We start from the raw sequence: 22826 nt of genomic DNA on the forward strand, positions 1-22826 counted from the left end.
TCGCATCGTTTCCGGCGGCTTATTCAAGCCCAAGGAAATCGATAATCTGTGTGAAATGTTTCTCAAAGCCCGTGAAGGCGTGATTTCCGCCCTCTTCAACTGTCTGGCGGCAGGCATCGTAATAGGCCACCGCCTGGCGGTAATCGAGCACTTCGTCCCCGGTTTGTTGCAGCAGCCAGATCAGATCCGGCGCCTCAAGCGGGTCAACTTGCATCACTTTGAGCTCGTAAATATGGCGAGACTCTAGCACATATTGCTGCCCTGTGTAGGGGTTCTCGTTAGGGCCAAGATAATCCGCCAGCAATTCAAACGGCCGTACCGCAGGATTGACCACCACCGCCGGCAGCATAAAGCATTGCGAGAGCCAGGTCGCCAGATAACCGCCGAGCGAAGAGCCGACAATACCGAGCGTTTTTCCGCCCCGTGCAAGCACCAGCGACTCCAGCGTCTCTGCGGCTTCGGCCGGATAGGGCGGCAGTTGCGGCACCACCATTTCAATATGTGGATGATGCTGTGCGACCCATTGCGCCAGCTGCGTCGCTTTGCCGGAGCTGGGCGAACTGTTGAAACCATGGAGATAAAGAAGCGTTGACATCAATAGCCTTCTGAAGCGGTATCAGGCCTGAATTCACTCCCCGCCAGGCGGCACACTTCGGTGTGCAGCGTTCCGTCAGGGTAGAGATCCAGCCAGCGCCAGCCTGGCGCGATGGTATCCAGCGTGAAACTAGCGCAGTGCGGCTTAAACTGCACGCAGGTCGACGGCGTCGCCAGCAGACGGCGGCCATTCCAGTCGAGATCGAGTTCCTGATGGATATGCCCGCAGAGCAGCGTGCGCACCTGAGGAAAGCGTTGCAGCACGTTATCAAGCTCCGCGGCATTGCGCAGGCTGTGCTGATCGAGCCAGCTGCAGCCGGACGGCAGCGGGTGGTGATGCAGAAGCAGTAACGTATGACGCTGCGGACTGTCGGCGAGTTTTTTCTCCAGCCAGTCGAGCTGAAATTCGCTTAGCTCACCGTGCGGAACGCCAAACACCTGGCTGTCGAGCAGCAGGATTTGCCACTGCTCACCGACAAAAACACGTTTCGCGGAGGAGATCCCCGCATCCTGCAGCGCGCTGTACATGGCAGGTTGAAAATCGTGATTGCCCGGCAGCCAGACGCAGGGTGCGTCGAAGCTTGCGATACCTTCAGCAAAGTGCTGATAAGCCGCAGCGGTATGATCCTGCGCCAAATCGCCGGTGGCGACGATCAGATCGCACGAACGCTGCTGAGCCCGGATCGCATTCAGTACCGCCTGATAGCTCTCCCAGGTGTTTACTCCTAACAGCGTTTCATGCTTTTTGGCGAACAGGTGAGAATCGGTTATTTGTAATACCCTGACTCTGGACTCACTCCCCAGAGAGAGGTTTAACAGGCTTTCCAAATGGTGTCCTTAGGTTTCACGACGCTAACAAACCGGAATCGCCATTGCTCCATGTGCTAAACAGTAACGCAGCCAGTCGGCCAGAAACTGATTAATTTGATGCTTTTCGTCGCGTTGATGCAACTTTTTATTGGGGTAATCATACCGCGCTTTAAATCGAAAGATCTGCTGGCTCGAACACACTTCGGCCACCATCGCATCGTGATACAGGCGCACTGTCATTGAGGGCAGGCTCCAGTAGCTGACGGCAGGCGCGGTCTGTTCAATCTCCACAAGCGTAGTGTAGCGGGTGGATTCAACAATCGTTAATCGGTACTGCGCATTGGTCACCTGATAACTTACCGCTTCGCCCGCCTCATCATTTCGCGGTAGCAGGCGGCGCAGCTGGGCGAAATTGGTTTCGCACAGGCGCATCATTTCTGGGAAGTCAGGTGTGTAACGCTTCATTTTTTCCACTCGTTTTGTAAGCTCTCATAATGCAGCTGCAGCCATTGCAAGGCGATGACAGACGCTGCGTTGTCAATTGTCCCCTCTTCTACCCACTGGTAAGCCTGTTCCCGGCTCACCACATGAACACGAATATCTTCGTTTTCATCCACAAGGCCATGAATACCTGAGGCCTGTGTGGCATCCACTTCACCAACCAGTACGGCAGTGCGCTCGCTGGTACCGCCCGGGCTTGCCAGGTAGCTCAGCATCCTTTTTACGCGTCCGACCGCTAAACCGGCCTCTTCATCCGCTTCACGCCGTGCGACCTCTTCGTCAGACTCGCCCACTTCGATCATGCCGGCAACCATCTCCAGCAGCCACGGCGTGTCGCTGGTATCAAAAGCTGCAATGCGAATCTGTTCGATCAGCACGACTTCGTCGCGCACAGGGTCATAGGGTAGCAAGACTGCGGCGTGACCGCGTTCAAAAATTTCACGCTGCACTTCGCCGCTCATTCCGCCATTAAAAAGACGATGGCGAAAACGATAGCGAACAAGCGAAAAAAAACCGGTGTAGAGCGTTTCCCGTGCAATAATTTCTACATCATTTTTTGTGAAAGTAACGATGGATGAGTCTGGCTTATTCATTGGCGGCATCTCATATGAAGTGATGATAAATCGGTGGATTTTCAAGCCTGTTTTACGCGTGTTTCAAGCGCTATGTGTTAGATTGATGCAAATTTATGCCGATGGCACGTTACGCCAAGCTTTCGCGGTGCGTACTTCTGGTAGAATCTGCGATTATTTTTCCAATTTAGATCAGCGCTAGTACTGCTTCACAACAAGGAATGCAAATGAAGAAATTGCTCCCCCTCTTTATCGGCCTGAGCCTGACCGGTTTCAGTGCGATGAGCCAGGCAGAAAACCTGTTACAGGTTTATCAGCAGGCGCGTTTAAGCAACCCGGATCTGCGTAAATCCGCCGCCGACCGCGATGCCGCCTTCGAAAAGATCAATGAAGCGCGTAGCCCGTTACTGCCTCAGCTTGGTTTGGGGGCAGACTACACCTATACCAACGGCTTCCGCGATAGCCAGGGCGTCGATTCCAACGTGACCAGCGGTTCACTGCAATTAACGCAGACCATTTTTGATATGTCGAAATGGCGCGCGCTGACTTTACAGGAAAAAAGTGCCGGGATTCAGGATGTCACCTGGCAGACCGACCAGCAGACGCTGATGCTGAACACCGCTACCGCCTATTTCAACGTGCTGAGCGCCATCGATACGCTCTCCTACACCGAAGCGCAGAAGCAGTCTATCTATCGCCAGTTAGATCAAACCACCCAGCGTTTTAACGTTGGCCTGGTCGCCATTACCGATGTGCAGAACGCACGCTCACAGTATGACACCGTGCTGGCGAACGAAGTTTCGGCGCGTAACGCGCTGGATAACGCCGTAGAGACGCTGCGCCAGGTGACCGGCAATTACTACCCGGAACTGGCCTCGCTGAACGTCCAGAGCTTTAAGACCGACAAACCGCAGCCGGTGAACAACCTGCTGAAAGAAGCGGAAAACCGCAACCTGACGCTGTTGCAGGCGCGTTTGAGCCAGGATCTGGCACGCGAGCAGATTCGCCAGGCGCAGGATGGTCACTTGCCGACCCTGGATTTGACTGCCTCTACCGGCGTGTCTAACTCCTCTTACAGCGGTTCCAGAACGCGTAACAACTCGCAGTTCAGCGACTCCGACGTCGGTCAGAACAAAGTTGGCCTGAGCTTCTCACTGCCACTCTACCAGGGTGGTCAGGTAAACTCGCAGGTCAAACAGGCGCAATTTAACTTCGTGGGTGCCAGCGAGCAGCTGGAGAGCGCGCACCGCAGCGTAGTGCAGAACGTTCGCTCCTCCTTTAATAACGTCAACGCCTCGATCAGCAGCATCAACGCCTACAAACAGGCGGTGGTCTCTGCGCAGAGCTCCCTTGATGCGATGGAAGCGGGCTACTCGGTCGGTACACGCACCATTGTTGACGTGCTGGATGCCACCACGACGCTCTACAACGCGAAGCAACAGCTCTCAAGCGCTCGTTATAACTACCTGATTAACCAGCTTAATATTAAGCAGGCGCTCGGTACGCTGAATGAGCAGGATCTGGTTGCGCTTAACGGTGCGCTGGGCAAATCCATCTCTACTGCGCCAGAGAGCGTGGCACCGGAGAACCCGGAGCAGCAGGCTAAGGTTGAGAAATTCGGCGCGGGTACACAACCTGCCGCCGCACGCACCGGCCTGACCCGTTAAACACCCGCAATACATCACGGGGGCACACAGCCCCCGTTTTTACGTAAGGCAACGTAAAGGCCTTCTCGCCTCGCTTTAACTTCGCCCCCCCATCCTCTATCCTGATTGTTTTATTCATGCCTTTGGGTCCACAGGAAGATAACAATGAAACGGACAAAAAATATTAATCATGCGACGTTCCGCAAAAGCTGGAGCGCACGTCATTTAACGCCTGTCGCGCTGGCGGTCTCCGCCGTGTTTATGCTGGCAGCCTGTGAACAAAATGACGAAACGGTTTCCATGTACCAGAACGCCGACGACTGCTCCTCGGCGAATCCGGGTAAAAGCGCGGAGTGTAAAGCCGCGTACAACAATGCCTTAAAAGAAGCTGAACGTACCGCGCCGAAATACGCCTCGCGCGAAGATTGTGTGGCGGAGTTTGGTGAAGGCCAGTGCCAGCAGGCGCCAGCACAGGCAGGCGTAGGTGCGGCGGGCACAGAAAACCAGGCGCAGAATCAGTCCAGCGGCAGCTTCTGGATGCCGTTGATGGCCGGTTACATGATGGGCCGCTTAATGGGCGGCGGCGCGGGCTTTGCTCAGCAGCCGCTCTTTAGCTCGCGTAACCCGGCAAGCCCGGCTTACGGTCAATACACCGACGCCTCGGGTAAAGGTTATGGCGCAGCGCAGCCGGGCCGTACCGCAACGGTACCTAAAACCGCGATGGCGCCGAAACCGGCCACCACTACCACCGTAACCCGCGGCGGCTTTGGTGAATCGGTCGCCAAACAGAACACCATGCAGCGCAGCAGCGCCTCCGGCACCTCCAGCCGTTCAATGGGTGGCTGACGTCGATGGAAAGAATCAGCATTAGCGAGCGCCCGGACTGGCGCGAAAAAGCGGCGGAGTACGGTTTTAATTTTCACACCATGTATGGCGAGCCTTACTGGTGTGAAGATGCCTACTACAAACTGACGCTTGCCCAGGTTGAGAAGCTGGAGGATGTCACCGCCGAACTGCACCAGATGTGCCTGCAGGTGGTAGAGAAGGTCGTTGCCAGCGATGAGCTGATGACCAAATTCCGCATTCCAAAACACACCTGGGGCTTTGTGCGCCAGTCGTGGGCCACGCGTCAGCCTTCGCTCTATTCACGTCTCGATCTCGCCTGGGATGGCGTCGGTGAACCTAAGCTGCTGGAAAATAACGCCGACACGCCGACCTCGCTGTATGAAGCGGCCTTCTTTCAGTGGATCTGGCTCGAAGATCAGCTCAACGCCGGCAACCTGCCGCAGGGCAGCGATCAGTTCAACAGCCTGCAGGAGAAGCTCATCGCACGCTTTGCAGAGCTGCGCGAGCAGCACGGCTTCCAGCTGCTGCACTTCACCTGCTGCCGCGATACGGTAGAAGATCGCGGTACGGTACAGTATCTCCAGGATTGCGCGGCCGAAGCGGAGCTGGCCTCCGAGTTTCTCTATATCGAAGATATTGGCCTTGGTGAAAAGGGGCAGTTTTCCGATCTGCAGGATCAGGTGATTGGCAACCTCTTCAAGCTCTATCCGTGGGAATACATGCTGCGGGAAATGTTCTCCACCAAGCTGGAAGATGCCGGCGTGCGCTGGCTGGAGCCGGCCTGGAAGAGCATCATCTCCAACAAGGCGCTGCTGCCGATGCTGTGGCAGATGTTCCCGGATCATCCCAATCTGCTGCCAGCCTGGTTTGCCGATGAAGATCATCCGCCGATGGAGAAGTATGTGGTGAAACCGATCTTCTCCCGCGAAGGTGCCAACGTCTCGATCGTTGAGAACGGCAAAACTGTCGAGTCGGTGGAGGGCCCGTACGGCGAAGAGGGGATGATCGTGCAGGAGTTCTACCCGCTGCCGAAGTTTGGCGACAGCTATACGCTGATTGGCAGCTGGCTTATTAACGATCAGCCTGCCGGTATCGGCATCCGCGAAGATCGGGCGCTGATCACCCAGGATCTCTCCCGCTTCTACCCGCATGTCTTTGTCGAATAAGTAGAAACCCGGCCATCAGCGCCGGGTTTTTTATTCTCTCAGGCTCAGCTTACATCACGCCAAACAGCTTCGGCAGGAAGAGCGAGATGGCCGGAATATAGGTCACCAGCATCAGCACCACGAACAGGATGGCGTAGAAAGGCAGCATCGCCTTTACCACTTGTTCGATCTTCTGTTTACTCACCGCGCTGGCGACAAACAGCACCGATCCCACCGGCGGCGTAATCAACCCAATCCCCAGGTTGACCAGCATGATCATACCGAAGTGTACCGGATCAATGCCCAGCGCATTGGTCACCGGCAGCAGTACCGGCGTCAGGATCAGGATCAGCGGTGCCATATCCATCAGCGTGCCGAGCAGCAGCAGCATGATGTTAATGCACATCAGAATTACATACTTGTTGTCAGAGAGCTGGGTAAACGCCTCGGTGATGCGGCCCGGCAACTGCATATAGGTCATCACCGCGCCAAAAGCCGAGGCAAAGCCAATCAGGATCATCACGATAGTGACGGTTTTCACCGTGCGGTACATCAGCTTCGGCAGCTCGGACCATTTGTAGTCACGATAGATAAACATGGTGACGAAAAAGGCCCACAGACAGGCGATCGCCGCTGATTCGGTGGCGGTGAAGATCCCGGAGAGGATGCCGCCCATGATGATCACTACCGTCATCAGCCCCCACAGCGTATCGGCAAAGATCTTTAACGCCTGGCGAAACGGCACGCGCTCCCCTTTCGGATAGCCGCGCTTATGGGCAAAGACCACGCACATCACCATCAGGGTAAAACTGAGCAGCAGGCCCGGCAAAATCCCGGCGATAAACAGCGCCGCGATGGAGACAGTACCGCCCGTTGCCAGCGAGTAGATCACCGAGTTGTGGCTGGGCGGCGTGAGGATCGCCTGCACCGATCCGCTGGCGGTGACGGCGGCAGCGAAATCGCGCGGGTAACCCTTTTTATCCATCTCCGGGATCATCACCGAGCCAATCGAGGCGGTATCTGCCACCGACGATCCCGAAATGGCACCGAAAAAGGTCGAAGCGACGATATTAACCAGCGACAGGCCGCCGCGGATAAAGCCGACAAAGATATAGGCAAAGTTGACCAGCCTGCGGGCAATGCCGCCCTCCGCCATAATCGCCCCGGCCAGAATAAAAAACGGGATCGCCAGCAGTGAGAATTTATTCACGCCGTTGGTCAGCTGGATCATCACCGCTTCCAGCGGAATATCGATATACCACGCGCCGAGTACCGCGCTGATGCCGACCGCATAGGCGACCGGCACGCCAATCGCCAACATAATGGCGAGCGTAAAGACCAGAATAAATGCATCCATAAAGGTTCCTTACCGGAGTCAGCTCGACGAGCCGAGCATCACCACCGGACGGTGGTACTGCGCGCCAAAAAGCATCTTCTCGACAATAAACAGAAGGGTGATCGCAGAGCCTATCGGCAGCGGTAAATAGCTCTCTCCGGCGGTAAAGAGCGGGAACTCTGCCACCGGCTGCTCCCACAATTCGGCGCACAGCGTCGCGCTGTACCAGAGGATAAAGAGGCTGATCGCCATCAGCATCAGATCCGCCAGCAGGAAACAGACCTTACGCAGCGGCTCGCTTAAACGGTCGGTCATCATGGTGACGGCGATATGCGATCCGGCACGGTAGCTCACAGCAGCGCCGATAAAGGTAAAGGTCACCATACAGATGATCGCCACCGGCTCCGGCCAGGAGAGCGCGCTGTTCATCACATAGCGGGCGAAAATCCCCACGGGGATAATCGCCACCATCACCAACAGCGCAAGACCGGCCACCCACATAGAGAGGCGATAGAGAATATCCATTAACAACGAATAGCGTTCTGCCATAACGGTTTTCCCGGTAGAAGTCACAAACGGGCAGGCGAACCTGCCCGGCCAGCTTACTGCACGTCCTGAATACGCTTAATCAGATCCTGGTGCGCATTGCCGTACTTATCGCGTACCGACTGCGTGGCATCGTAGAAGGCTTTGGTGTCGATATCGTGGAACTGCACGCCGCCCGCTTTCATCGCCTGCAGCGACTTCTCGTTATAGGCTTTCCACAGCTCGCGCTGCTCCGCCTGCGCCTCTTTCGCCAGCTTAAGGATCAACTCCTGATCCTCTTTTTTTAGCTTGTCCCACTTGGCTTTTGAGAAGAGAAACAGCTCGGGAATAATGAAGTGTTTGCTCCAGGTATAGTTCTTCACCACCGGCAAATAGTTGTGCGCCACAAAGGTCGGCGGGTTGTTCTCCGTGCCGTCAATCACCCCGGTCTGCATGCCGCTGAAAACTTCGCTCACGCCCATCGCCACCGAGTTCGCCCCCATCGCTTTCAGGGTATCAAGGGCAATCGGGCTGCCCTGCACGCGGATTTTCATCCCTTTTAAATCTTCAGCTTTAGTAACTGGCGCTTTGGTGATGAGATTGCGCGTGCCGGCATCCATCCAGCCGAGGAAAATTAGCCGCGATTTGCTGCTCGCAGAGAGCCGGTTGCCAATCTCCTGGCCAATCATGCCGTCGAGCACTTTGTGCATATGATCTTCATCGCGAAAGATATAGGGCAGCGTGAAAACGTTAATCTCCGGCAATATCGCCGCCACTGGCGTCATCGAGACGCGAATGATATCGATAGCGCCGATTTGCGCCTGCTCAATCACCTGTTTCTCATCGCCTAATACGCCGCCGGGAAAGGTTTTAATTTCCAGCCGGCCATCGGTAGCTTTACTTAATTTCTCGCCCATATGTTTTACCGCCACGACATTGGGGTAATCCGCCGGGTGGACATCGGCGGCGCGAAACGTTTGTGCGAGCGCGGTATGCGACATAAAGAGCAGAGCGGAACCGATCGAAAGAGTCAGAAAACGTTGTGCAGCGTTCATATTGCCGGATCTCCAGAGGTTTAATTTTTGGCACAGTCAAAACTGCCGCGAGCAGAAAGCACGTGGCTGGGAGTCGAGAGTGGTTATGGGTATGAGAACAGGACAATCAGAAGAGTAGTTACTGGTGAGAATTTGCGCGACGATGGGGTTCACAAAAAAACACCAAATTCAGCACAGCGTTTCATTTTTGCAGAACAGATCTTTTTATTTTCATAAAAACCCCGGTTCAGCGGCGTTTTTTTGCGATCTTTCTCCGGTTTCCGCGATCCTGGCGCAAAAAAAATGGCGCATTGCGCGCCATCGTTTTTACCCCACCTGCACCGACAACATGCTGATGGAAGCCATCTCCATCCCCTCAACGGGAATCGACAACGGCTCGTTGCCATCCCATGCGCCAAGCACATAGAGCAGCGGCAGGAAGTGTTCCGGCGTTGGATTGGCGAGCGAACCGCTATCATGTTCGAGGTAGTTGACCAGCGGATGCTGCTCAACCGGCCCCTGCCACGTCAGATTCTGCTTCACAAAATCGTTGAAGCCGACTGCCCACGGAAAAGGCGTGGTGTCACCGTGCCAGCGCGCCGTGCGCAGGTTGTGCACCACGTTGCCGCTGGCGACAATCATCACCCCTTCATCGCGCAGCGCGGCGAGTTTGCGCCCCATCTCCATATGCCACGCCGCCGGTTTGGTGCTGTCGATACTGAGCTGCACCATGGGAATATCCGCATTGGGGTACATCTTGATCAGCACCCCCCAGGAGCCATGATCGAAGCCCCAGGCCTCATGATCCAGCGTCACCGGCAGCGGTGAGAGCAGATCCACCAGCCGCTGTGCCAGCGCGGGCGAACCGGGCGCGGGGTAATGCACGTCGTGCAGCGCCTGCGGGAAACCGCCGAAATCATGGATCGTTTGCGGTGTCTCCATCGCCGTTACGCCAGTGCCGCGCGTAAACCAGTGCGCGGAGATCGCCACAATCGCTTTCGGACGCGGCAAGGTATCGCCCAGTTTCCCCCAGGCGCGGGTATAAACATTATCCTGCAGCGCATTCATTGGGTTGCCGTGCCCCAGAAACAGCGCGGGCATACGAGGTGCAGACATGAGGATATCCTTACAGAAGATGCCAATATGATGAAAGCAGGTTACGCTTTTTCTCAGGGCGATGAACTCAGATAAGCATGATGAAGATCGTCAGTAATTTTGAATGTAAGGAATACGTAAAAGTGCCGTGGCTGCCTCGCTTTTCCGCGGGCGAAAACTTAAATTAATGAGAATGATTATCATAAAGGAGCGATGTATGTCAGTCCCGTTGATTCTGACCATCCTGGCGGGCGCCGCCACGTTTATTGGCGCCATTCTGGGCGTTATCGGCCAGAAACCTTCCAACCGCGTACTGGCGTTTTCGCTCGGCTTTGCCGCCGGGATCATGCTGCTTATCTCGTTAATGGAGATGCTACCCGCCGCGCTGGCAACCGAAAGTATGCCGCCAATGCTCGGTTACGGCATGTTTGTCGTGGGGTTGCTCGGCTACTTCGCGCTGGATCGCCTGCTGCCCCATGCCCATGCGCAGGATTTAATGCAGGGTTCGCAGGAGGCGCTGCCGCGCGGCATCCGCCGTACCGCTATTCTGCTGACCCTCGGTATCAGTTTGCACAACTTCCCGGAGGGGATCGCCACTTATGTCACCGCCAGCAACGATCTGGAGCTGGGCTTCGGCATCGCTTTTGCCGTGGCTTTACACAATATTCCTGAAGGACTGGCGGTCGCAGGCCCGGTCTACGCGGCGACGGGTTCAAAGCGCAGCGCGGTGATGTGGGCCGGTATTTCCGGCTTAGCGGAGATTCTGGGCGGCGTGCTGGCGTGGCTGATTCTCGGCAGCCTGGTCTCGCCGATAGTGATGGCAGCGATTATGGCGGCGGTCGCGGGGATTATGGTCGCACTGTCGGTGGATGAGTTAATGCCGCTGGCGAAGGAGATCGATCCCAACAACAACCCAAGCTACGGCGTGCTGTGCGGCATGTCGGTGATGGGCTTAAGCCTGGTCGCCCTGCAGGCGATGGGCTTCGGCGGTTAACGGCTGCGCTATTTGGTCTGGCCTGCGCGCTGAAATCTTTTCAGCTCCGCCTGCGCGCGCTGATAGCCCTCGTAAACGGCATCGCGCTCGTGGCGGCAGGCCTTATAACGGCGTCTTAGGGCGTGAACATAACCAACCACCAGCACTACCACGAGCAGTAACCAATACCAGGAAATAAACACGGCGCCTCCGCAAATAAACCTTCGAAAAAATAATAGGTTAGCCGCAGCATTTCCGTGCCACAGCGACTACCACTTTATAAGTAGGAAGGGTTAATAGCAATGCGGAACTCCTGTAAGCACACCAAACTTTGACCTGGCGCAGGCAAAAAAAAATCCGACGCCGCTGGCATCGGATTTTCTCTGCTGAACGCTCGCCGTTAGCTGGCTTTGCGCTCCAGATCCTGGCGATAAGCCACCAGGTCTTCAATCGTTACGACAGCCATATTGTGCTGCTTCGCAAAGGCGATGCACTCCGGCGCGCGCGCCATTGAGCCATCATCATTGGTTAATTCGCACAGTACGCCGGCCGGTTTAAAGCCCGCCAGCGACACTAAGTCGATGGTTGCTTCGGTGTGGCCGCCGCGGGTCAATACGCCGCCCTTCTGCGCGCGCAGCGGGAAGACGTGGCCAGGACGGTGCAGGTCGGACGGTTTGGCATCGTCAGCAATCGCAGCACGCACGGTGGTCAGGCGGTCAGCGGCGGAAACGCCGGTGGTAACGCCGTGTGCCGCTTCGATGGTGACGGTAAAACCGGTGCCGAAGGCGCTGGTGTTATTCTCCACCATCATCGGCAGGTCGAGCTGTTTACGACGCTCGTCGGTCAGGCAGAGGCAAACAATGCCGCTACCGTGACGGATAGTGAGCGCCATCTGCTCAACGGTCATGGTTTCGGCGGCGAAGATCATATCGCCTTCGTTCTCACGGCTCTCATCATCGAGAACCATCACACCACGCCCTTCGCGCAGGGCGGCAAGCGCCTGTTCAACGCGATCGAAAGCGGTGCCAAAAGAGGAAAGTAGCGTCTGATTCATGGTAAAAGACCTCAATAAGATTATGGTTACCAGAATCAGGGCAGTCTTAGGAGTGTCATTAAACGACCAAAAATAACGCGAGCGGGCACCTTTGCCCGGCAGAATCGTTACTCTCTCCCATCCGGACTTTAACCGTCGGCCCCGGAATTACACCGGATCTGCTGACCTTCAAACCGAAGTCTGAAGCGCTCGCGGGCTTTCAGCGTACGCTGATTTACCGCCGGTGGGGAATTTCGCCCCGCCCTGAGAATAAGCGCGATAACTATAACGCCAATGATAACGGCGGGCAATGCATAAGCTTCAAACAATTCTGGTTTATCACCTGCGGTTATCACACTACAATAATTAGCTGAGCCCATCCGAGCAGGGAACCGAAAATGATTGATCCGAAGAAAATTGAACAGATTGCACGACAGGTTCACGAATCCATGCCGAAAGGGATCCGTGAGCTTGGCGAAGACGTTGAGAAGAAGATTCGCCAGGCCTTGCAGGGGCAGTTAACCCGCCTTGATTTGGTCAGCCGGGAAGAGTTCGATGTGCAGACGCAGGTTCTGCTGCGCACCCGCGAAAAGCTGGCGCTGCTGGAGCAGCGTCTGAACGATCTGGAAAACCGCGGTTCCACCGCTGCCAGCGCGCAACCGGCTCCTGCGCCTGTTGTGGCCTCCGAGGTGACGGAGATAAAACCGGCACCGGCGATCCCGCCTGTGGACGATACGCCGTAATAAAAAACGGGCCGCAAGGCCCGTTCTGCTTTACAGAGTTAACAGCCGCTTACTGGCTGTTTTTCTGGATCTTTTTGATGATATTCGTCGTCGAGCAACCATCTTCGAAGTTGAGCACCAGCACTTCACCGCCGTTCGCCCACACCTCTTCGCTGCCAGCGATTTGATCCGGTTTATAATCCCCGCCTTTCACCAGCTTATCCGGCAGAACGCCGGCAATCAGACGCTGCGGCGTATCCTCTTCAAACGACACCACCCAGTCCACGGCTTCCAGCGCGCTCAGCACAATCATGCGCTGCTCAAGCGGGTTGACCGGACGCGTTTCGCCTTTCAGGCGTTTGGTGGAAGCATCGCTGTTGACGGCAACAATCAGGCGGTCGCCGAGCTTGCGCGCGTTCGCCAGGTAAGAGACATGCCCGGCGTGGAGGATGTCGAAGACGCCGTTGGTCATCACCACTTTTTCACCGCGTTTACGCGCGGCGGCAACGGCCACTTTCAGCTCCTCTTCGCTCATCACACCGAAGCCGGTTTCCGCACGACCGCGCACGGCATTCTCCAGCTCGATCGGCGAAACGGTTGAGGTGCCGAGTTTACCAACCACCACACCGGCGGCAGCATTGGCAAAGAAGCAGGCTTCTTCCAGCGAATTACCCGCCGCAAGCGTTGCCGCCAGCACGCCAATCACCGTGTCGCCTGCGCCCGTCACGTCATACACTTCCTGCGCCTGGGTCGGCATATGCAGCGGCGCTTTGCCCGGCTGCAGCAGCGTCATCCCCTGCTCGGAGCGGGTCACCAGCAGCGCTGAGAGATCGTAATCGGCGATCACTTTCATGCCGCGTTCGACGATCTCCTCTTCACTCTTACATTTGCCCGCCACCGCTTCGAACTCGGAGAGATTCGGCGTCAGCAGCGTTGCGCCGCGATAGCGCTCAAAATCGGTCCCTTTCGGATCGATCAGCACCGGCACATCGGCTTTCCGCGCCAGCGCAATCATCTGCTGAACGCTGTTGAGCGCGCCTTTGGCGTAATCGGAGAGCACCAGCGCGCCAATCGAGCCCAGCGCCTGGTTAATGCGCTCATGCATTGGCTGCGGATCGACACCATCAAACCCCTCTTCAAAATCGAGGCGGATCAACTGCTGGTTGCGTGACAGCACACGCAGCTTGGTGATGGTTGGGTGAGTCGGAACAGAAACGAAGTCGCAATTGACGTTAACATCCGCCAGCGCTTTGCTCAGCGCGCGCGCCGCATCATCAATGCCGGTCAGGCCGACCAGGCGCGCGGAGGCACCCAGCGAGGCAATGTTCATCGCCACGTTCGCCGCGCCGCCCGGACGCTCTTCAATGGTGTCGACTTTGACCACCGGCACCGGCGCTTCCGGGGAGATGCGGCTGGTTGGACCGTACCAGTAACGATCCAGCATCACATCGCCCACCACCATCACACCGGCTTGTTTAAACTCTGGCAGCGTAACTTTCATTCCTGTCTCCTGAGAGATACAAAATTTGCGCGCGATGATATCACACTTACGACGGGGCGCACGGTTCCACCAGCCACTTCACCCAGCTGGTTTTAATCAGCTCTCGTTCCGCGACAAAGCAGGATAGCGGCACATTTCCCGGCAGCTCCTGCAACGCCAGATGGTGCAACTCATCGCGCAGCGTGGTGTAAGCATGGGTCAGCGCCAGCGCCTCCTGCTCCTCCATAATGCCGTTCTGCGCAAGCCCTTCCAGAATGCGCACATTGTCTGACCAGCGCGTCAGCTTCGGCTTACCGTGGGCGTAACGCAGCACCAGATATTGCGCGATAAACTCAATGTCGGTAATACCGCCCTCATCGGTTTTCAGGTCAAAGCGATCTTTCTGCTTATTACCAAGGTGGGCGCGCATCTTCTCGCGCATCTCGCGCACTTCGGTTTGCAGCGTCGCGCCATCGCGCGGCGTCAGCAGGATATCGCGGCGAATCGCGTCGAACTGCACCGTCAATTGCGGGTCGCCGTAGACCACGCGCGCACGGGCCAGCGCCTGATGTTCCCAGGTCCAGGCTTCGTTCTTCTGGTAATCGGCAAAGGCCTCGGCGGTCGTCACTAACATGCCTGCCGCGCCGGAGGGGCGCAGGCGCGCATCCACTTCATAGAGGATGCCGGAAGAGGTGCGCGTGCTGAAGAGGTGCATAATGCGCTGCGCCAGCCGCAGGTAGAACTGACGGCCATCGATCTCACGCTCGCCGTCAGTCATCACATCCATTGGGCAGTCATGCAAAAAGACCAGATCGAGATCGGAGCTGTAACCCAGCTCCCAGCCGCCCAGCTTGCCGTAGCCGACCACCGCAAAGCCGCGCCCTTCGCGATCGTGCAGATGCGCAGGCTGGCCGTAACGCTTCACCATCTGCCCCCAGGCTTGCTGGACTACGGCATCGATAATCGCCTCTGCCAGCCAGGTTAAGTGATCGCTCACTTTCATCACCGGCAGCGTGCCGGCGATATCCGCCGCCGCAACGCGTAGCAGCTGTGCCTGCTTGAACTGGCGCAGCGCTTCCAGTTGCTGCTCTTCATCCTCTTCCGGCACGCGCAGCAGATACTGGCGCAGCTCATCGCGATAGGCGTTCATTGCCGTCGGTTGGTAGAGCGTGGCGGGATCGAGCAGTTCGTCGAGCAGAATCGGGTAGCGCGCCAGCTGGCTCGCCACCATAGGTGAAGCGGCACAGAGCGAGATGAGGTGTTTTAGCGCGCCGGGAAATTCACTCAATAACTCAAGATAGGTGGTGCGGGTCACGATACCGGTAAGCAGCGGCGTCAGGCGCGATAATGGCACCGGCGCATCCTCGCGCGAGCAGACATCGCTTAACAGGTGCGGCATCAGGTGATCGAGCACCTGGCGGCCGCGCTGGCCGATAGGGCGCTTATCAAGCTCCTGGCGGAAATCGGCGATCAGCGCCACCACGCGACGGCGATCCTCATCGCTTAAATGCGTAATCCCCGGCGTGCTGTCCTCCTCCTGCAACGCGTCCTGCCACAGTTCGCGCCACTGCTCAGAGAGCGCCTCGTCGGCGGACTCCGCGTCATCATCGCCAATCAGTTCATTAAAGATGCGCCGCACGGCGGCCATATGCGCCTCAAGCTGGCTGCTCAGCGCATCCCAGCTCTCCACGCCCATACCCCAGGCAAGGCGCGCGCGGTTTAGCTCATCGCCCGGCAGCGTCTGCGTCTGCTCGTCATTAATGCTTTGCAGCAGGTTTTCCAGCCGCCGCAGCCAGAGATAGGCGGCGCGCAGTTTCTCCGCATCGCCCTCCGGCAACAGATGCAGCCGATCGATAGCCGCTAAGGTCGGCAGCAGCGAGCGGGATTGCAGCGCCGGTTCACGCCCGCCGCGAATCAGCTGGAACACCTGCACGATAAATTCGATTTCGCGAATACCGCCCGCGCCGAGCTTGATGTTGTCTTTCAAGCCGCGGCGGCGAACTTCACGGGCAATCATCCCTTTCATATTGCGCAGGGACTGGATGACGCTGAAGTCGATATAGCGGCGGAAAACAAACGGGCGCAGCATGGCGCGCAGTTCGCTGGCGTGCACGCCCTCGTCATCGCCCATGATGCGCGCTTTTACCATTGCGTAGCGCTCCCAATCGCGCCCCTGCTCCTGGTAATAATCCTCCAGCGCGGCAAAGCTCAGCACCAGCGGGCCGCTCTCACCAAACGGGCGCAGGCGCATGTCGACACGGTAGACAAACCCATCCTGCGTCGGCTGATCCAGCACTTTGATCAGCCGCTGCCCAAGGCGGGTGAAAAACTGGGCGTTATCAAGCTCGCGTCTGCCGCCCTGCGTCACGCCATTTTCCGGCCAGGCGAAGATCAGATCGATATCGGAAGAGAAGTTAAGCTCGCCGCCGCCGAGCTTGCCCATGCCGAGCACCAGCATCGGCTGCGGAACGCCCTGCGCGTTGCACGGCGTTCCCCATTCGCGGCAGCAGGCGCTGTAGAGCCACTCCCGCGCGGCAACGATCACGGTTTCCGCCAAAACGCTTAACTGCTGCAGCACCGCCTCGTCGCTGATGAGTCGCAGCGCCTGCGCCCAGGCGATACGCACCATGATGCGGCGGCGAAACTGCCGCAGCGCGCGCATTAGCGATGCTTCATCGGTGACGGTTTGCAGCAGCGCATCCAGCCACGTCGCATAGTGCTGCCACTCATCAGCCGTGGGCGGCGCGCTCTCCAGCTCTGCCAGCCACTCGGGATAAGCGGCCAGGCTCTGCTGGACGAAATCACTGAACGTGAGCACTGACTGCGCCTGCGCGCTAAGCGGCCGGGCGGTCAGCGCCTCCGGCAAGCGGGAAAGCACCGTTTGCCACTGTTGCGATAAGAGGGATGCGTGCTGCATTCAAAACGTCCTTACGTTAGCGTTTCCCGCTGTGTAGCCAGAATGGCTCCTCGTTAATGGCGGTGTTACGGAAATGCTCAATCTCGATTTTCTGACGCGTTTCAATCGCGTGGTAGAGCCCCTGCCAGTTCTCCAGCCACGCATTCGCCAGCGCCCGGTCGTAATAGCCTGCCAGCAGCAGCGTGCTGTCAATATCACGCGCCAGGCGCGGCAGCTGATCGCGATAGCTGTCGCCAAGGTGGTGAGCAAAGGTCTTTTTCAGTTCAGAGGCGGTGCGCGAGAGGTGGATATCGGCAAAGCGCTTGAAGGAGTCGGCAAATTTCGCCTGCGCTTTTTCATCAAGAAACGCGCGCCAGCCCTCAGTCACCAGCCACTCCGTTAACAGCAGTTTCGCCATTGCCGACGGCACATCCCACACCGCCGTTTCAGCGGAGACGGCAGAGGTCAGCGTCGCTTCCGCCTGGGTCAGCAGGTCACGTAAGTGAGCGCTCGCTTTACGCGGCACAATACCGCCAAACAGCGTAAAGGCGTGGCGCAGCAGCGCGATCGCGCGCAGCACTTCAGGCCGTGCCGCGTCATTACCGCGCACCCACAGCTCTTCATGGTACTGCCACTGGGAGAGGGCCAGCTCCAGCGCGCTGGCAAACGCCTGCTCAACGGTCGCTTTCGGCGCGGCCTGCAAAAAGGGGGTCGGGCGAAGTTCGCGCGGCGCGTTGCCCTGCGCGAGATGATACCCGCGCGCGGCTTTGCTCAGGCTGCCCTGACGCAGGCAGGAGAGCGTCGCCAGTTGGCGCGCCAGCTTGAGAATATCCGCCGCATCGCCGCTCAGCAGCTCCAGCTCCAGTTCGCAAATCGGCTCGGCGAACTCGCCCGCTTTCACTTCGCCTAAATCGAGGCCAATCTCAATGCGGCTGTCGCCGACGTTAACCAGCCACTTTTCGCGGTAAAAATCGGTGCTGAACAGCGGCTGCGCGCGCGATTGCAGGTCGTCCGGCAGGCCGCCTTCGGGCCACACTTCGGCGGGAAAGCGCGAAAGGTCAAGTTCGGCCTTATCAAGGGGAATATTGTATTCCGGGCGCTGATGTAAACCGCCAATCACGTGACCGGCGATTTTCATCGTCATCTCATATTGGCCGTTCACACCACGAATACGCAGACCCATATCATGGCTGCGTAGCCAGTTGTCAGGCGTTTCGTAATAGATGTTGAGTAACTGGCTGGACGCGATATGTTCGTCGGTCAGCGTATGAAGATGTTGACGAAGCGTTTCCACGCAGTCGCTCTTCACGATAAACTTTAATTCAATTTCCTGAGCCATGGCCTTGCACTTATGGTTATGTCACATCAGTGAAAATTTTTGGCGAACTAACGCGCCCTCGGTTTGTCAGTAGATAGTATTTTTTGCCAAATTGCCATGAATGCGCAATCTGGCGGGTGCAAATGTTCGCATCAGTGCGCAGTTTGATCTGGAAGATTCCGATTGATGGTACCTGCCGGGTGTCGTCAGACTGTCGCCACTGTTTACCATTCACATTCAAAGAAAATAATGATTGCCTGATGCCAAATTTACGCCTGATTGGAATAACCCTTTTCGCGCTTAGCGTCTCTGTCGGCACCCACGCTGAAGAGAAGCGGTATGTTTCGGACGAATTGAGCACCTGGGTCCGCAGCGGTCCCGGCGATAATTACCGCCTTGTTGGCACGGTAAACGCCGGTGAAGAGGTCGCCCTGCTGCAACAAAATAATGAGTATGGCCAGGTGCGTGACAGCAGCGGCCGTACTGCCTGGATCCCGCTTAAGCAGCTTAACACCCAGCCAAGTCTGCGCACCCGCGTGCCGGAACTGGAAAACCAGGTGAAAACGTTGACCGATAAACTGACCAATATCGACAACACCTGGAACCAGCGCACCGCGGATATGCAGCAGAAAGTGGCGCGCAGCGACGGGGTGATTAACGGTCTGAAAGATGAGAACCAGAAGCTCAAAAATGAGCTGATCGTCGCGCAGAAGAAGGTCAACGCCGCTAACCTGCAGCTTGATGACAAGCAGCGCACCATCATTATGCAGTGGTTTATGTATGGCGGTGGCGTGCTGGGCGCGGGTCTGCTGCTCGGCCTGTTACTGCCGCACATGATCCCGACACGTAAACGCAAAGATCGCTGGATGAACTAAGCAGATTCGCCATCTTCTCTACACTTACGTATTATCTGACGACAAATGTGTAGAGGAGAGTGGCGGGTGAAGAGTTATCTGGTCGGTGGTGCAGTACGCGATACATTGTTGGGTCTGCCGGTCAAAGACAGAGATTGGGTAGTGGTCGGCGCCACGCCGCAAGAGATGCTCGACGCGGGCTACCAGCAGGTAGGCCGCGATTTTCCTGTGTTCCTCCATCCGCAAAGCCGCGAAGAGTACGCCCTGGCGCGCACCGAGCGGAAGTCCGGCTCCGGCTATACCGGTTTTACCTGCTATGCCGCCCCCGATGTCACCCTTGAGCAGGATCTGCTGCGCCGTGATTTAACGGTTAACGCGCTGGCGCAGGATGAAAACGGCACGATTATCGACCCGTTTAATGGTCAGCAGGATCTGCGTCAGCGCATTCTGCGCCATGTCTCCCCTGCGTTTAATGAAGATCCGCTCCGCGTGCTACGCGTGGCGCGTTTCGCCGCCCGTTACGCCCATCTCAGCTTCCGTATTGCCGATGAAACCATGACGCTGATGCGTGACATGACCGAGGCAGGCGAGCTGGCGCACCTGACGCCTGAGCGAGTATGGAAAGAGACGGAGAGCGCGCTGCGCACCCGTAATCCGCAGGTCTACTTTCAGGTTTTGCGTGACTGCGGTGCGCTGAAGGTACTCTTCCCGGAGATCGATGCGCTGTTTGGCGTACCGGCTCCGGCGAAATGGCACCCGGAGATTGATACCGGTATTCACACGCTGATGACGGTATCAATGGCAGCGATGCTCAGCCCGGAGGTGGATGTGCGTTTCGCCACGCTGTGCCACGATCTCGGCAAAGGGCTGACCCCCCCTGCGCTCTGGCCGCGCCATCACGGCCACGGCCCGGCGGGTGTCCGGCTGGTTGAGGGGTTGTGCCAGCGCCTGCGCGTGCCGAATGAGCTGCGCGATTTAGCGAAGCTGGTGGCCGAGTACCACGATCTGATCCACACCTTCCCTGTTTTGCAGCCGAAAACCATCGTCAAGCTGTTCGACTCCATTGATGCCTGGCGCAAACCGCAGCGGGTCGAGCAAATCGCGCTGACCAGCGAAGCGGATGTGCGCGGGCGTACCGGCTTTGAAGCCATTGATTACTCGCAGGGGCGCTTACTGCGTGCGGCCTGGGAAGTGGCGCGCGCGGTGCCGACAAAAGCGGTGATTGAAGCAGGTTTTACCGGTGCGGCAGTGCGTGAAGAGTTGACCCGCCGACGTATTGCGGCGGTTGCTCAGTGGAAAGCGGAGCATTGCCCTCAGCCCGAAGCCTGAGGGCGATAACGCTTAGAAGAAGACGACGTAGACCGCTGCGGCGACGATAAAGCGGTAGATCGCGAACGGAATAAAGGAGATGTGTTTAATCAGCTCCAGGAAGGTTTTGATCGCGATCAGCGCGACGATAAACGCCGTCACAAAACCGACGGCGAACATCGGGATATCTCCAGTGGTGAGAAAACCGATGCTCTTATAGAGATCCAGCGCCGTCGCGCCCATCATCATCGGCACCGCCAGCAGGAATGAGAACTCCGAAGCCGCGTAACGGCTGACACCCACCAGCATACCGCCGGAGATGGTCGCGCCAGAGCGGGAAAAGCCCGGCCACAGCGCCAGACACTGGAAGCAGCCAATTAAAAACGCCTGGCGGTAGGTCATATCATCAACGCCCTGCGCGCGCGGCACTTTCGGCTTTAGCAGCTCGGCGGCGATCAGCAGCACGCCGCCAACCACTAAGGCATAGGCGACATTTTTCGGGTTGAAGAGTGTTTTGATCGCATCGTGGAACACCAGGCCAATTACCACCGCCGGGATCATCCCGAGCAGAATATGGATCAGCGACAAGCGCCCGCTGCCGGTGCCTTCATGGCGCGGCGGTTTGCCAAAATGGATGCCGATAAGGCCGAAAAGGCGTCGCCAGAACATTACCACCACGGCGAGGATCGAGCCGAGCTGGATCACCACTTCGAAGGTTTTTGCAGTATCGCCTTCAAAGCCCAACAGATGCCCGACGATAATCATATGACCCGTACTTGAGACGGGAAGAAACTCGGTAAGCCCCTCAACGACACCAAGAATGGCCGCCACCAGCAGGGAGTGCATATCGCTCATCAAATAAACCCCTAAAAAGATATAAAAAACGGCTCATCCAGTGGAGAAGCCGCGAAAAGCCGTATCTATGACCTGAATACTAGCGTTTGGTTTAACGATGATGAATTTAAAAACTTTTTTTCGGATTTAGGCCACGCTCGATGATCACACCCACATTTTTTGCTCGTGCTACCGCGCCAGGTTTGCTCAATTTGATGCGCACCCAGGGGGAGTTAAAGCGCGCAAGCAGCAGATCTGCCACCTCTTCCGCGACGCGTTCGACCAGCGCAAAGCGCGCGCCTTCGACATGCCCGACGACGGTATCGGCAATATCCGCATAACTCAGGCAGTCTTGAACATCATCACTCTTTGCCGCCTGGCGGTTATCCCACGCCATTTCGATATCGAACATCAACTGCTGTTCAATGGTCTGTTCCCAGTCGTAAACACCAATGGTGGTGATCACAGAAAGCTGTTCGATAAATACAATGTCCATTTTTCTCCGCCTGCTTATTTGCGCCTGGACTACTGCCGCCAGGCCGCTAATTGAGTGGTTATCTTTCAGAATTTGCACTAAACCCGGATACCACTTTGCAAAATTTATGCGTATTATCCATGGATGCAGAGAATAAAACGACATTTTCAAAACGGAACAGCGTTATGAGTGCAATCGCGCCTGGGATGATCTTCCTTGCGTACCTTTGTGGCTCAATCTCCAGCGCCATCCTGGTCTGCCGCCTTGCAGGTTTCCCTGACCCGCGAGAGAGTGGCTCCGGTAATCCCGGTGCTACCAACGTATTACGTATTGGCGGCAAGGGCGCAGCCGCAGCGGTACTGATTTTTGATGTTTTAAAAGGGATGCTGCCGGTCTGGGGCGCCTATGCGCTTGGCGTTACGCCCTTCTGGCTGGGCCTTATCGCTATCGCCGCCTGTCTGGGCCATATCTGGCCGGTATTCTTTAAATTTAAAGGCGGTAAAGGCGTGGCCACCGCGTTTGGCGCGATTGCGCCGATTGGCTGGGATTTAACGGGCGTAATGGCAGGTACCTGGCTGCTGACGGTGTTGCTAAGCGGCTACTCGTCGCTGGGCGCAATTGTCAGCGCGCTGATTGCGCCATTCTATGTCTGGTGGTTTAAACCGCAGTTCACCTTTCCAGTGGCGATGCTCTCATGCCTGATCCTGCTGCGTCATCATGACAATATTCAGCGTTTGTGGCGGCATCAGGAGAGCAAAATCTGGACGAAGCTGAAAAGGAAGAAGCGGCAGGATAAAGCGTAAATTTGCCCGGCGCTAGAAAACACCGG

General features: G+C 57.0%; 23 protein-coding genes and 1 riboswitch. Of the genes, 8 read left to right on the forward strand and 15 right to left on the reverse strand.

All coding sequences use genetic code 11. The features are described from left to right. Window positions 1–19 precede the first annotated feature (19 nt). From yqiA to nudF, 4 genes are read right to left on the reverse strand one after another with little or no spacing between them, the layout of a single operon-like run. Window positions 20–595 carry an esterase YqiA gene (gene yqiA / locus BWI95_RS06745; RefSeq protein WP_054803018.1) on the reverse strand — a complete coding sequence of 192 codons (576 nt, stop codon included), beginning with the start codon at window positions 593–595 and terminating at the stop codon, window positions 20–22. Next, window positions 595–1422 carry a 3',5'-cyclic-AMP phosphodiesterase gene (cpdA, locus tag BWI95_RS06750; protein ID WP_076769222.1) on the reverse strand — a complete coding sequence of 276 codons (828 nt, stop codon included), beginning with the start codon at window positions 1420–1422 and terminating at the stop codon, window positions 595–597. Before cpdA ends, yqiA begins: the two co-directional genes overlap by 1 nt. A gap of 24 nt (window positions 1423–1446) precedes the next feature. Next, the gene (locus BWI95_RS06755; protein WP_023480711.1) at window positions 1447–1869 is read right to left on the reverse strand and encodes a DUF1249 family protein; all 423 of its coding nucleotides are present in this window, start codon (window positions 1867–1869) and stop codon (window positions 1447–1449) included. Further along, the gene (nudF, locus tag BWI95_RS06760; RefSeq protein ID WP_023480789.1) at window positions 1866–2498 is read right to left on the reverse strand and encodes an ADP-ribose diphosphatase; all 633 of its coding nucleotides are present in this window, start codon (window positions 2496–2498) and stop codon (window positions 1866–1868) included. Before nudF ends, BWI95_RS06755 begins: the two co-directional genes overlap by 4 nt. Window positions 2499–2704: 206 nt before the next feature. On the opposite strand from nudF, the gene tolC reads away from it, so the two are divergent. From tolC to BWI95_RS06775, 3 genes are all read left to right on the forward strand, one after another. Next, the gene (tolC, locus tag BWI95_RS06765) at window positions 2705–4144 is read left to right on the forward strand and encodes an outer membrane channel protein TolC (protein WP_054803017.1); all 1440 of its coding nucleotides are present in this window, start codon (window positions 2705–2707) and stop codon (window positions 4142–4144) included. A gap of 144 nt (window positions 4145–4288) precedes the next feature. After that, window positions 4289–4969 (forward strand): DUF1190 family protein, encoded by a 681-nt coding sequence (locus tag BWI95_RS06770; protein ID WP_054803016.1) that lies wholly within the window; start codon window positions 4289–4291, stop codon window positions 4967–4969. Window positions 4970–4974: 5 nt separating this feature from the next. Then, the gene (locus BWI95_RS06775) at window positions 4975–6135 is read left to right on the forward strand and encodes a glutathionylspermidine synthase family protein (protein WP_076769223.1); all 1161 of its coding nucleotides are present in this window, start codon (window positions 4975–4977) and stop codon (window positions 6133–6135) included. Between the two features lie 49 nt (window positions 6136–6184). On the opposite strand, the gene BWI95_RS06780 is transcribed toward BWI95_RS06775, so the two are convergent. The 4 genes from BWI95_RS06780 to ygiD form a co-directional block, all read right to left on the reverse strand. Then, window positions 6185–7471: a TRAP transporter large permease gene (locus tag BWI95_RS06780; RefSeq protein ID WP_042717980.1), complete on the reverse strand. Its 1287-nt coding sequence runs from the start codon at window positions 7469–7471 to the stop codon at window positions 6185–6187. Window positions 7472–7489: 18 nt separating this feature from the next. Continuing rightward, window positions 7490–7999, reverse strand: coding sequence for a TRAP transporter small permease (locus BWI95_RS06785; RefSeq protein ID WP_054803015.1), 510 nt, complete (start codon window positions 7997–7999; stop codon window positions 7490–7492). 53 nt (window positions 8000–8052) lie between these two features. After that, entirely contained in the window at window positions 8053–9030 is a 978-nt protein-coding gene (locus BWI95_RS06790) for a TRAP transporter substrate-binding protein (RefSeq protein ID WP_042717976.1), read from the reverse strand. Between the two features lie 306 nt (window positions 9031–9336). Next, the gene (ygiD, locus tag BWI95_RS06795; protein WP_054803014.1) at window positions 9337–10125 is read right to left on the reverse strand and encodes a 4,5-DOPA-extradiol-dioxygenase; all 789 of its coding nucleotides are present in this window, start codon (window positions 10123–10125) and stop codon (window positions 9337–9339) included. 196 nt (window positions 10126–10321) lie between these two features. Between ygiD and zupT the strand changes: the two genes are divergently transcribed. Next, window positions 10322–11098 (forward strand): zinc transporter ZupT, encoded by a 777-nt coding sequence (zupT, locus tag BWI95_RS06800; RefSeq protein ID WP_054803013.1) that lies wholly within the window; start codon window positions 10322–10324, stop codon window positions 11096–11098. Between the two features lie 8 nt (window positions 11099–11106). Here zupT and BWI95_RS06805 read toward each other — a convergent pair whose 3' ends face one another. Next, complete coding sequence (locus BWI95_RS06805) at window positions 11107–11280, reverse strand: hypothetical protein (protein ID WP_042717974.1); 174 nt, start codon at window positions 11278–11280, stop codon at window positions 11107–11109. Window positions 11281–11477: 197 nt separating this feature from the next. Continuing rightward, the gene (ribB, locus tag BWI95_RS06810) at window positions 11478–12131 is read right to left on the reverse strand and encodes a 3,4-dihydroxy-2-butanone-4-phosphate synthase (protein ID WP_023480747.1); all 654 of its coding nucleotides are present in this window, start codon (window positions 12129–12131) and stop codon (window positions 11478–11480) included. Window positions 12132–12236: 105 nt separating this feature from the next. Beyond that, window positions 12237–12386: riboswitch (FMN riboswitch) on the reverse strand. Window positions 12387–12508: 122 nt separating this feature from the next. Here ribB and ubiK point away from each other — a divergent pair. Continuing rightward, window positions 12509–12853, forward strand: coding sequence for a ubiquinone biosynthesis accessory factor UbiK (gene ubiK, locus BWI95_RS06815; protein ID WP_054803012.1), 345 nt, complete (start codon window positions 12509–12511; stop codon window positions 12851–12853). A gap of 49 nt (window positions 12854–12902) precedes the next feature. Here the strand turns inward: ubiK and hldE are convergent, their stop codons facing one another. The 3 genes from hldE to BWI95_RS06830 are packed head-to-tail and all read right to left on the reverse strand — an operon-like array spanning window position 12903 to window position 18547. Further along, a complete protein-coding gene (gene hldE / locus BWI95_RS06820; RefSeq protein ID WP_054803011.1) occupies window positions 12903–14333 on the reverse strand; it encodes a bifunctional D-glycero-beta-D-manno-heptose-7-phosphate kinase/D-glycero-beta-D-manno-heptose 1-phosphate adenylyltransferase HldE in 1431 nt (476 codons plus the stop codon). A gap of 46 nt (window positions 14334–14379) precedes the next feature. Further along, complete coding sequence (gene glnE, locus BWI95_RS06825) at window positions 14380–17229, reverse strand: bifunctional [glutamate--ammonia ligase]-adenylyl-L-tyrosine phosphorylase/[glutamate--ammonia-ligase] adenylyltransferase (RefSeq protein ID WP_054803010.1); 2850 nt, start codon at window positions 17227–17229, stop codon at window positions 14380–14382. A 16-nt stretch (window positions 17230–17245) separates the two neighbouring features. After that, window positions 17246–18547, reverse strand: a complete 1302-nt coding sequence (locus tag BWI95_RS06830) for a CYTH domain-containing protein (protein ID WP_076769224.1) — start codon at window positions 18545–18547, stop codon at window positions 17246–17248. Between the two features lie 239 nt (window positions 18548–18786). On the opposite strand from BWI95_RS06830, the gene BWI95_RS06835 reads away from it, so the two are divergent. Both BWI95_RS06835 and BWI95_RS06840 read left to right on the forward strand, forming a co-directional pair. After that, window positions 18787–19401, forward strand: coding sequence for a TIGR04211 family SH3 domain-containing protein (locus BWI95_RS06835; protein WP_023480821.1), 615 nt, complete (start codon window positions 18787–18789; stop codon window positions 19399–19401). Window positions 19402–19467: 66 nt separating this feature from the next. Then, window positions 19468–20709: a multifunctional CCA addition/repair protein gene (locus BWI95_RS06840; RefSeq protein WP_054803009.1), complete on the forward strand. Its 1242-nt coding sequence runs from the start codon at window positions 19468–19470 to the stop codon at window positions 20707–20709. Window positions 20710–20721: 12 nt separating this feature from the next. Here BWI95_RS06840 and bacA read toward each other — a convergent pair whose 3' ends face one another. Next, a complete protein-coding gene (gene bacA / locus BWI95_RS06845) occupies window positions 20722–21543 on the reverse strand; it encodes an undecaprenyl-diphosphate phosphatase (protein ID WP_023480824.1) in 822 nt (273 codons plus the stop codon). Window positions 21544–21649: 106 nt separating this feature from the next. Beyond that, complete coding sequence (gene folB / locus BWI95_RS06850) at window positions 21650–22018, reverse strand: bifunctional dihydroneopterin aldolase/7,8-dihydroneopterin epimerase (RefSeq protein WP_042717959.1); 369 nt, start codon at window positions 22016–22018, stop codon at window positions 21650–21652. Window positions 22019–22182: 164 nt separating this feature from the next. Here folB and plsY point away from each other — a divergent pair, with 164 nt between their 5' ends. Then, entirely contained in the window at window positions 22183–22800 is a 618-nt protein-coding gene (plsY, locus tag BWI95_RS06855) for a glycerol-3-phosphate 1-O-acyltransferase PlsY (RefSeq protein ID WP_023480785.1), read from the forward strand. Window positions 22801–22826 lie beyond the last annotated feature (26 nt).

Source organism: Kosakonia cowanii JCM 10956 = DSM 18146 (genome assembly GCF_001975225.1).
Lineage (GTDB): Bacteria > Pseudomonadota > Gammaproteobacteria > Enterobacterales > Enterobacteriaceae > Kosakonia > Kosakonia cowanii.

Excerpts from the sequence above, each read along its gene's own strand:
- yqiA (WP_054803018.1), bottom strand. The coding sequence starts at position 595 with ATGTCAACGCTTCTTTATCTCCATGGTTTCAACAGTTCGCCCAGCTCC.
- BWI95_RS06755 (WP_023480711.1), bottom strand. The coding sequence starts at position 1,869 with ATGAAGCGTTACACACCTGACTTCCCAGAAATGATGCGCCTGTGCGAA.
- nudF (WP_023480789.1), bottom strand. The coding sequence starts at position 2,498 with ATGAATAAGCCAGACTCATCCATCGTTACTTTCACAAAAAATGATGTA.
- tolC (WP_054803017.1), top strand. The coding sequence starts at position 2,705 with ATGAAGAAATTGCTCCCCCTCTTTATCGGCCTGAGCCTGACCGGTTTC.
- BWI95_RS06770 (WP_054803016.1), top strand. The coding sequence starts at position 4,289 with ATGAAACGGACAAAAAATATTAATCATGCGACGTTCCGCAAAAGCTGG.
- BWI95_RS06775 (WP_076769223.1), top strand. The coding sequence starts at position 4,975 with ATGGAAAGAATCAGCATTAGCGAGCGCCCGGACTGGCGCGAAAAAGCG.
- BWI95_RS06780 (WP_042717980.1), bottom strand. The coding sequence starts at position 7,471 with ATGGATGCATTTATTCTGGTCTTTACGCTCGCCATTATGTTGGCGATT.
- BWI95_RS06785 (WP_054803015.1), bottom strand. The coding sequence starts at position 7,999 with ATGGCAGAACGCTATTCGTTGTTAATGGATATTCTCTATCGCCTCTCT.
- BWI95_RS06790 (WP_042717976.1), bottom strand. The coding sequence starts at position 9,030 with ATGAACGCTGCACAACGTTTTCTGACTCTTTCGATCGGTTCCGCTCTG.
- ygiD (WP_054803014.1), bottom strand. The coding sequence starts at position 10,125 with ATGTCTGCACCTCGTATGCCCGCGCTGTTTCTGGGGCACGGCAACCCA.
- zupT (WP_054803013.1), top strand. The coding sequence starts at position 10,322 with ATGTCAGTCCCGTTGATTCTGACCATCCTGGCGGGCGCCGCCACGTTT.
- ribB (WP_023480747.1), bottom strand. The coding sequence starts at position 12,131 with ATGAATCAGACGCTACTTTCCTCTTTTGGCACCGCTTTCGATCGCGTT.
- ubiK (WP_054803012.1), top strand. The coding sequence starts at position 12,509 with ATGATTGATCCGAAGAAAATTGAACAGATTGCACGACAGGTTCACGAA.
- hldE (WP_054803011.1), bottom strand. The coding sequence starts at position 14,333 with ATGAAAGTTACGCTGCCAGAGTTTAAACAAGCCGGTGTGATGGTGGTG.
- glnE (WP_054803010.1), bottom strand. The coding sequence starts at position 17,229 with ATGCAGCACGCATCCCTCTTATCGCAACAGTGGCAAACGGTGCTTTCC.
- BWI95_RS06830 (WP_076769224.1), bottom strand. The coding sequence starts at position 18,547 with ATGGCTCAGGAAATTGAATTAAAGTTTATCGTGAAGAGCGACTGCGTG.
- BWI95_RS06835 (WP_023480821.1), top strand. The coding sequence starts at position 18,787 with ATGCCAAATTTACGCCTGATTGGAATAACCCTTTTCGCGCTTAGCGTC.
- bacA (WP_023480824.1), bottom strand. The coding sequence starts at position 21,543 with ATGAGCGATATGCACTCCCTGCTGGTGGCGGCCATTCTTGGTGTCGTT.
- folB (WP_042717959.1), bottom strand. The coding sequence starts at position 22,018 with ATGGACATTGTATTTATCGAACAGCTTTCTGTGATCACCACCATTGGT.
- plsY (WP_023480785.1), top strand. The coding sequence starts at position 22,183 with ATGAGTGCAATCGCGCCTGGGATGATCTTCCTTGCGTACCTTTGTGGC.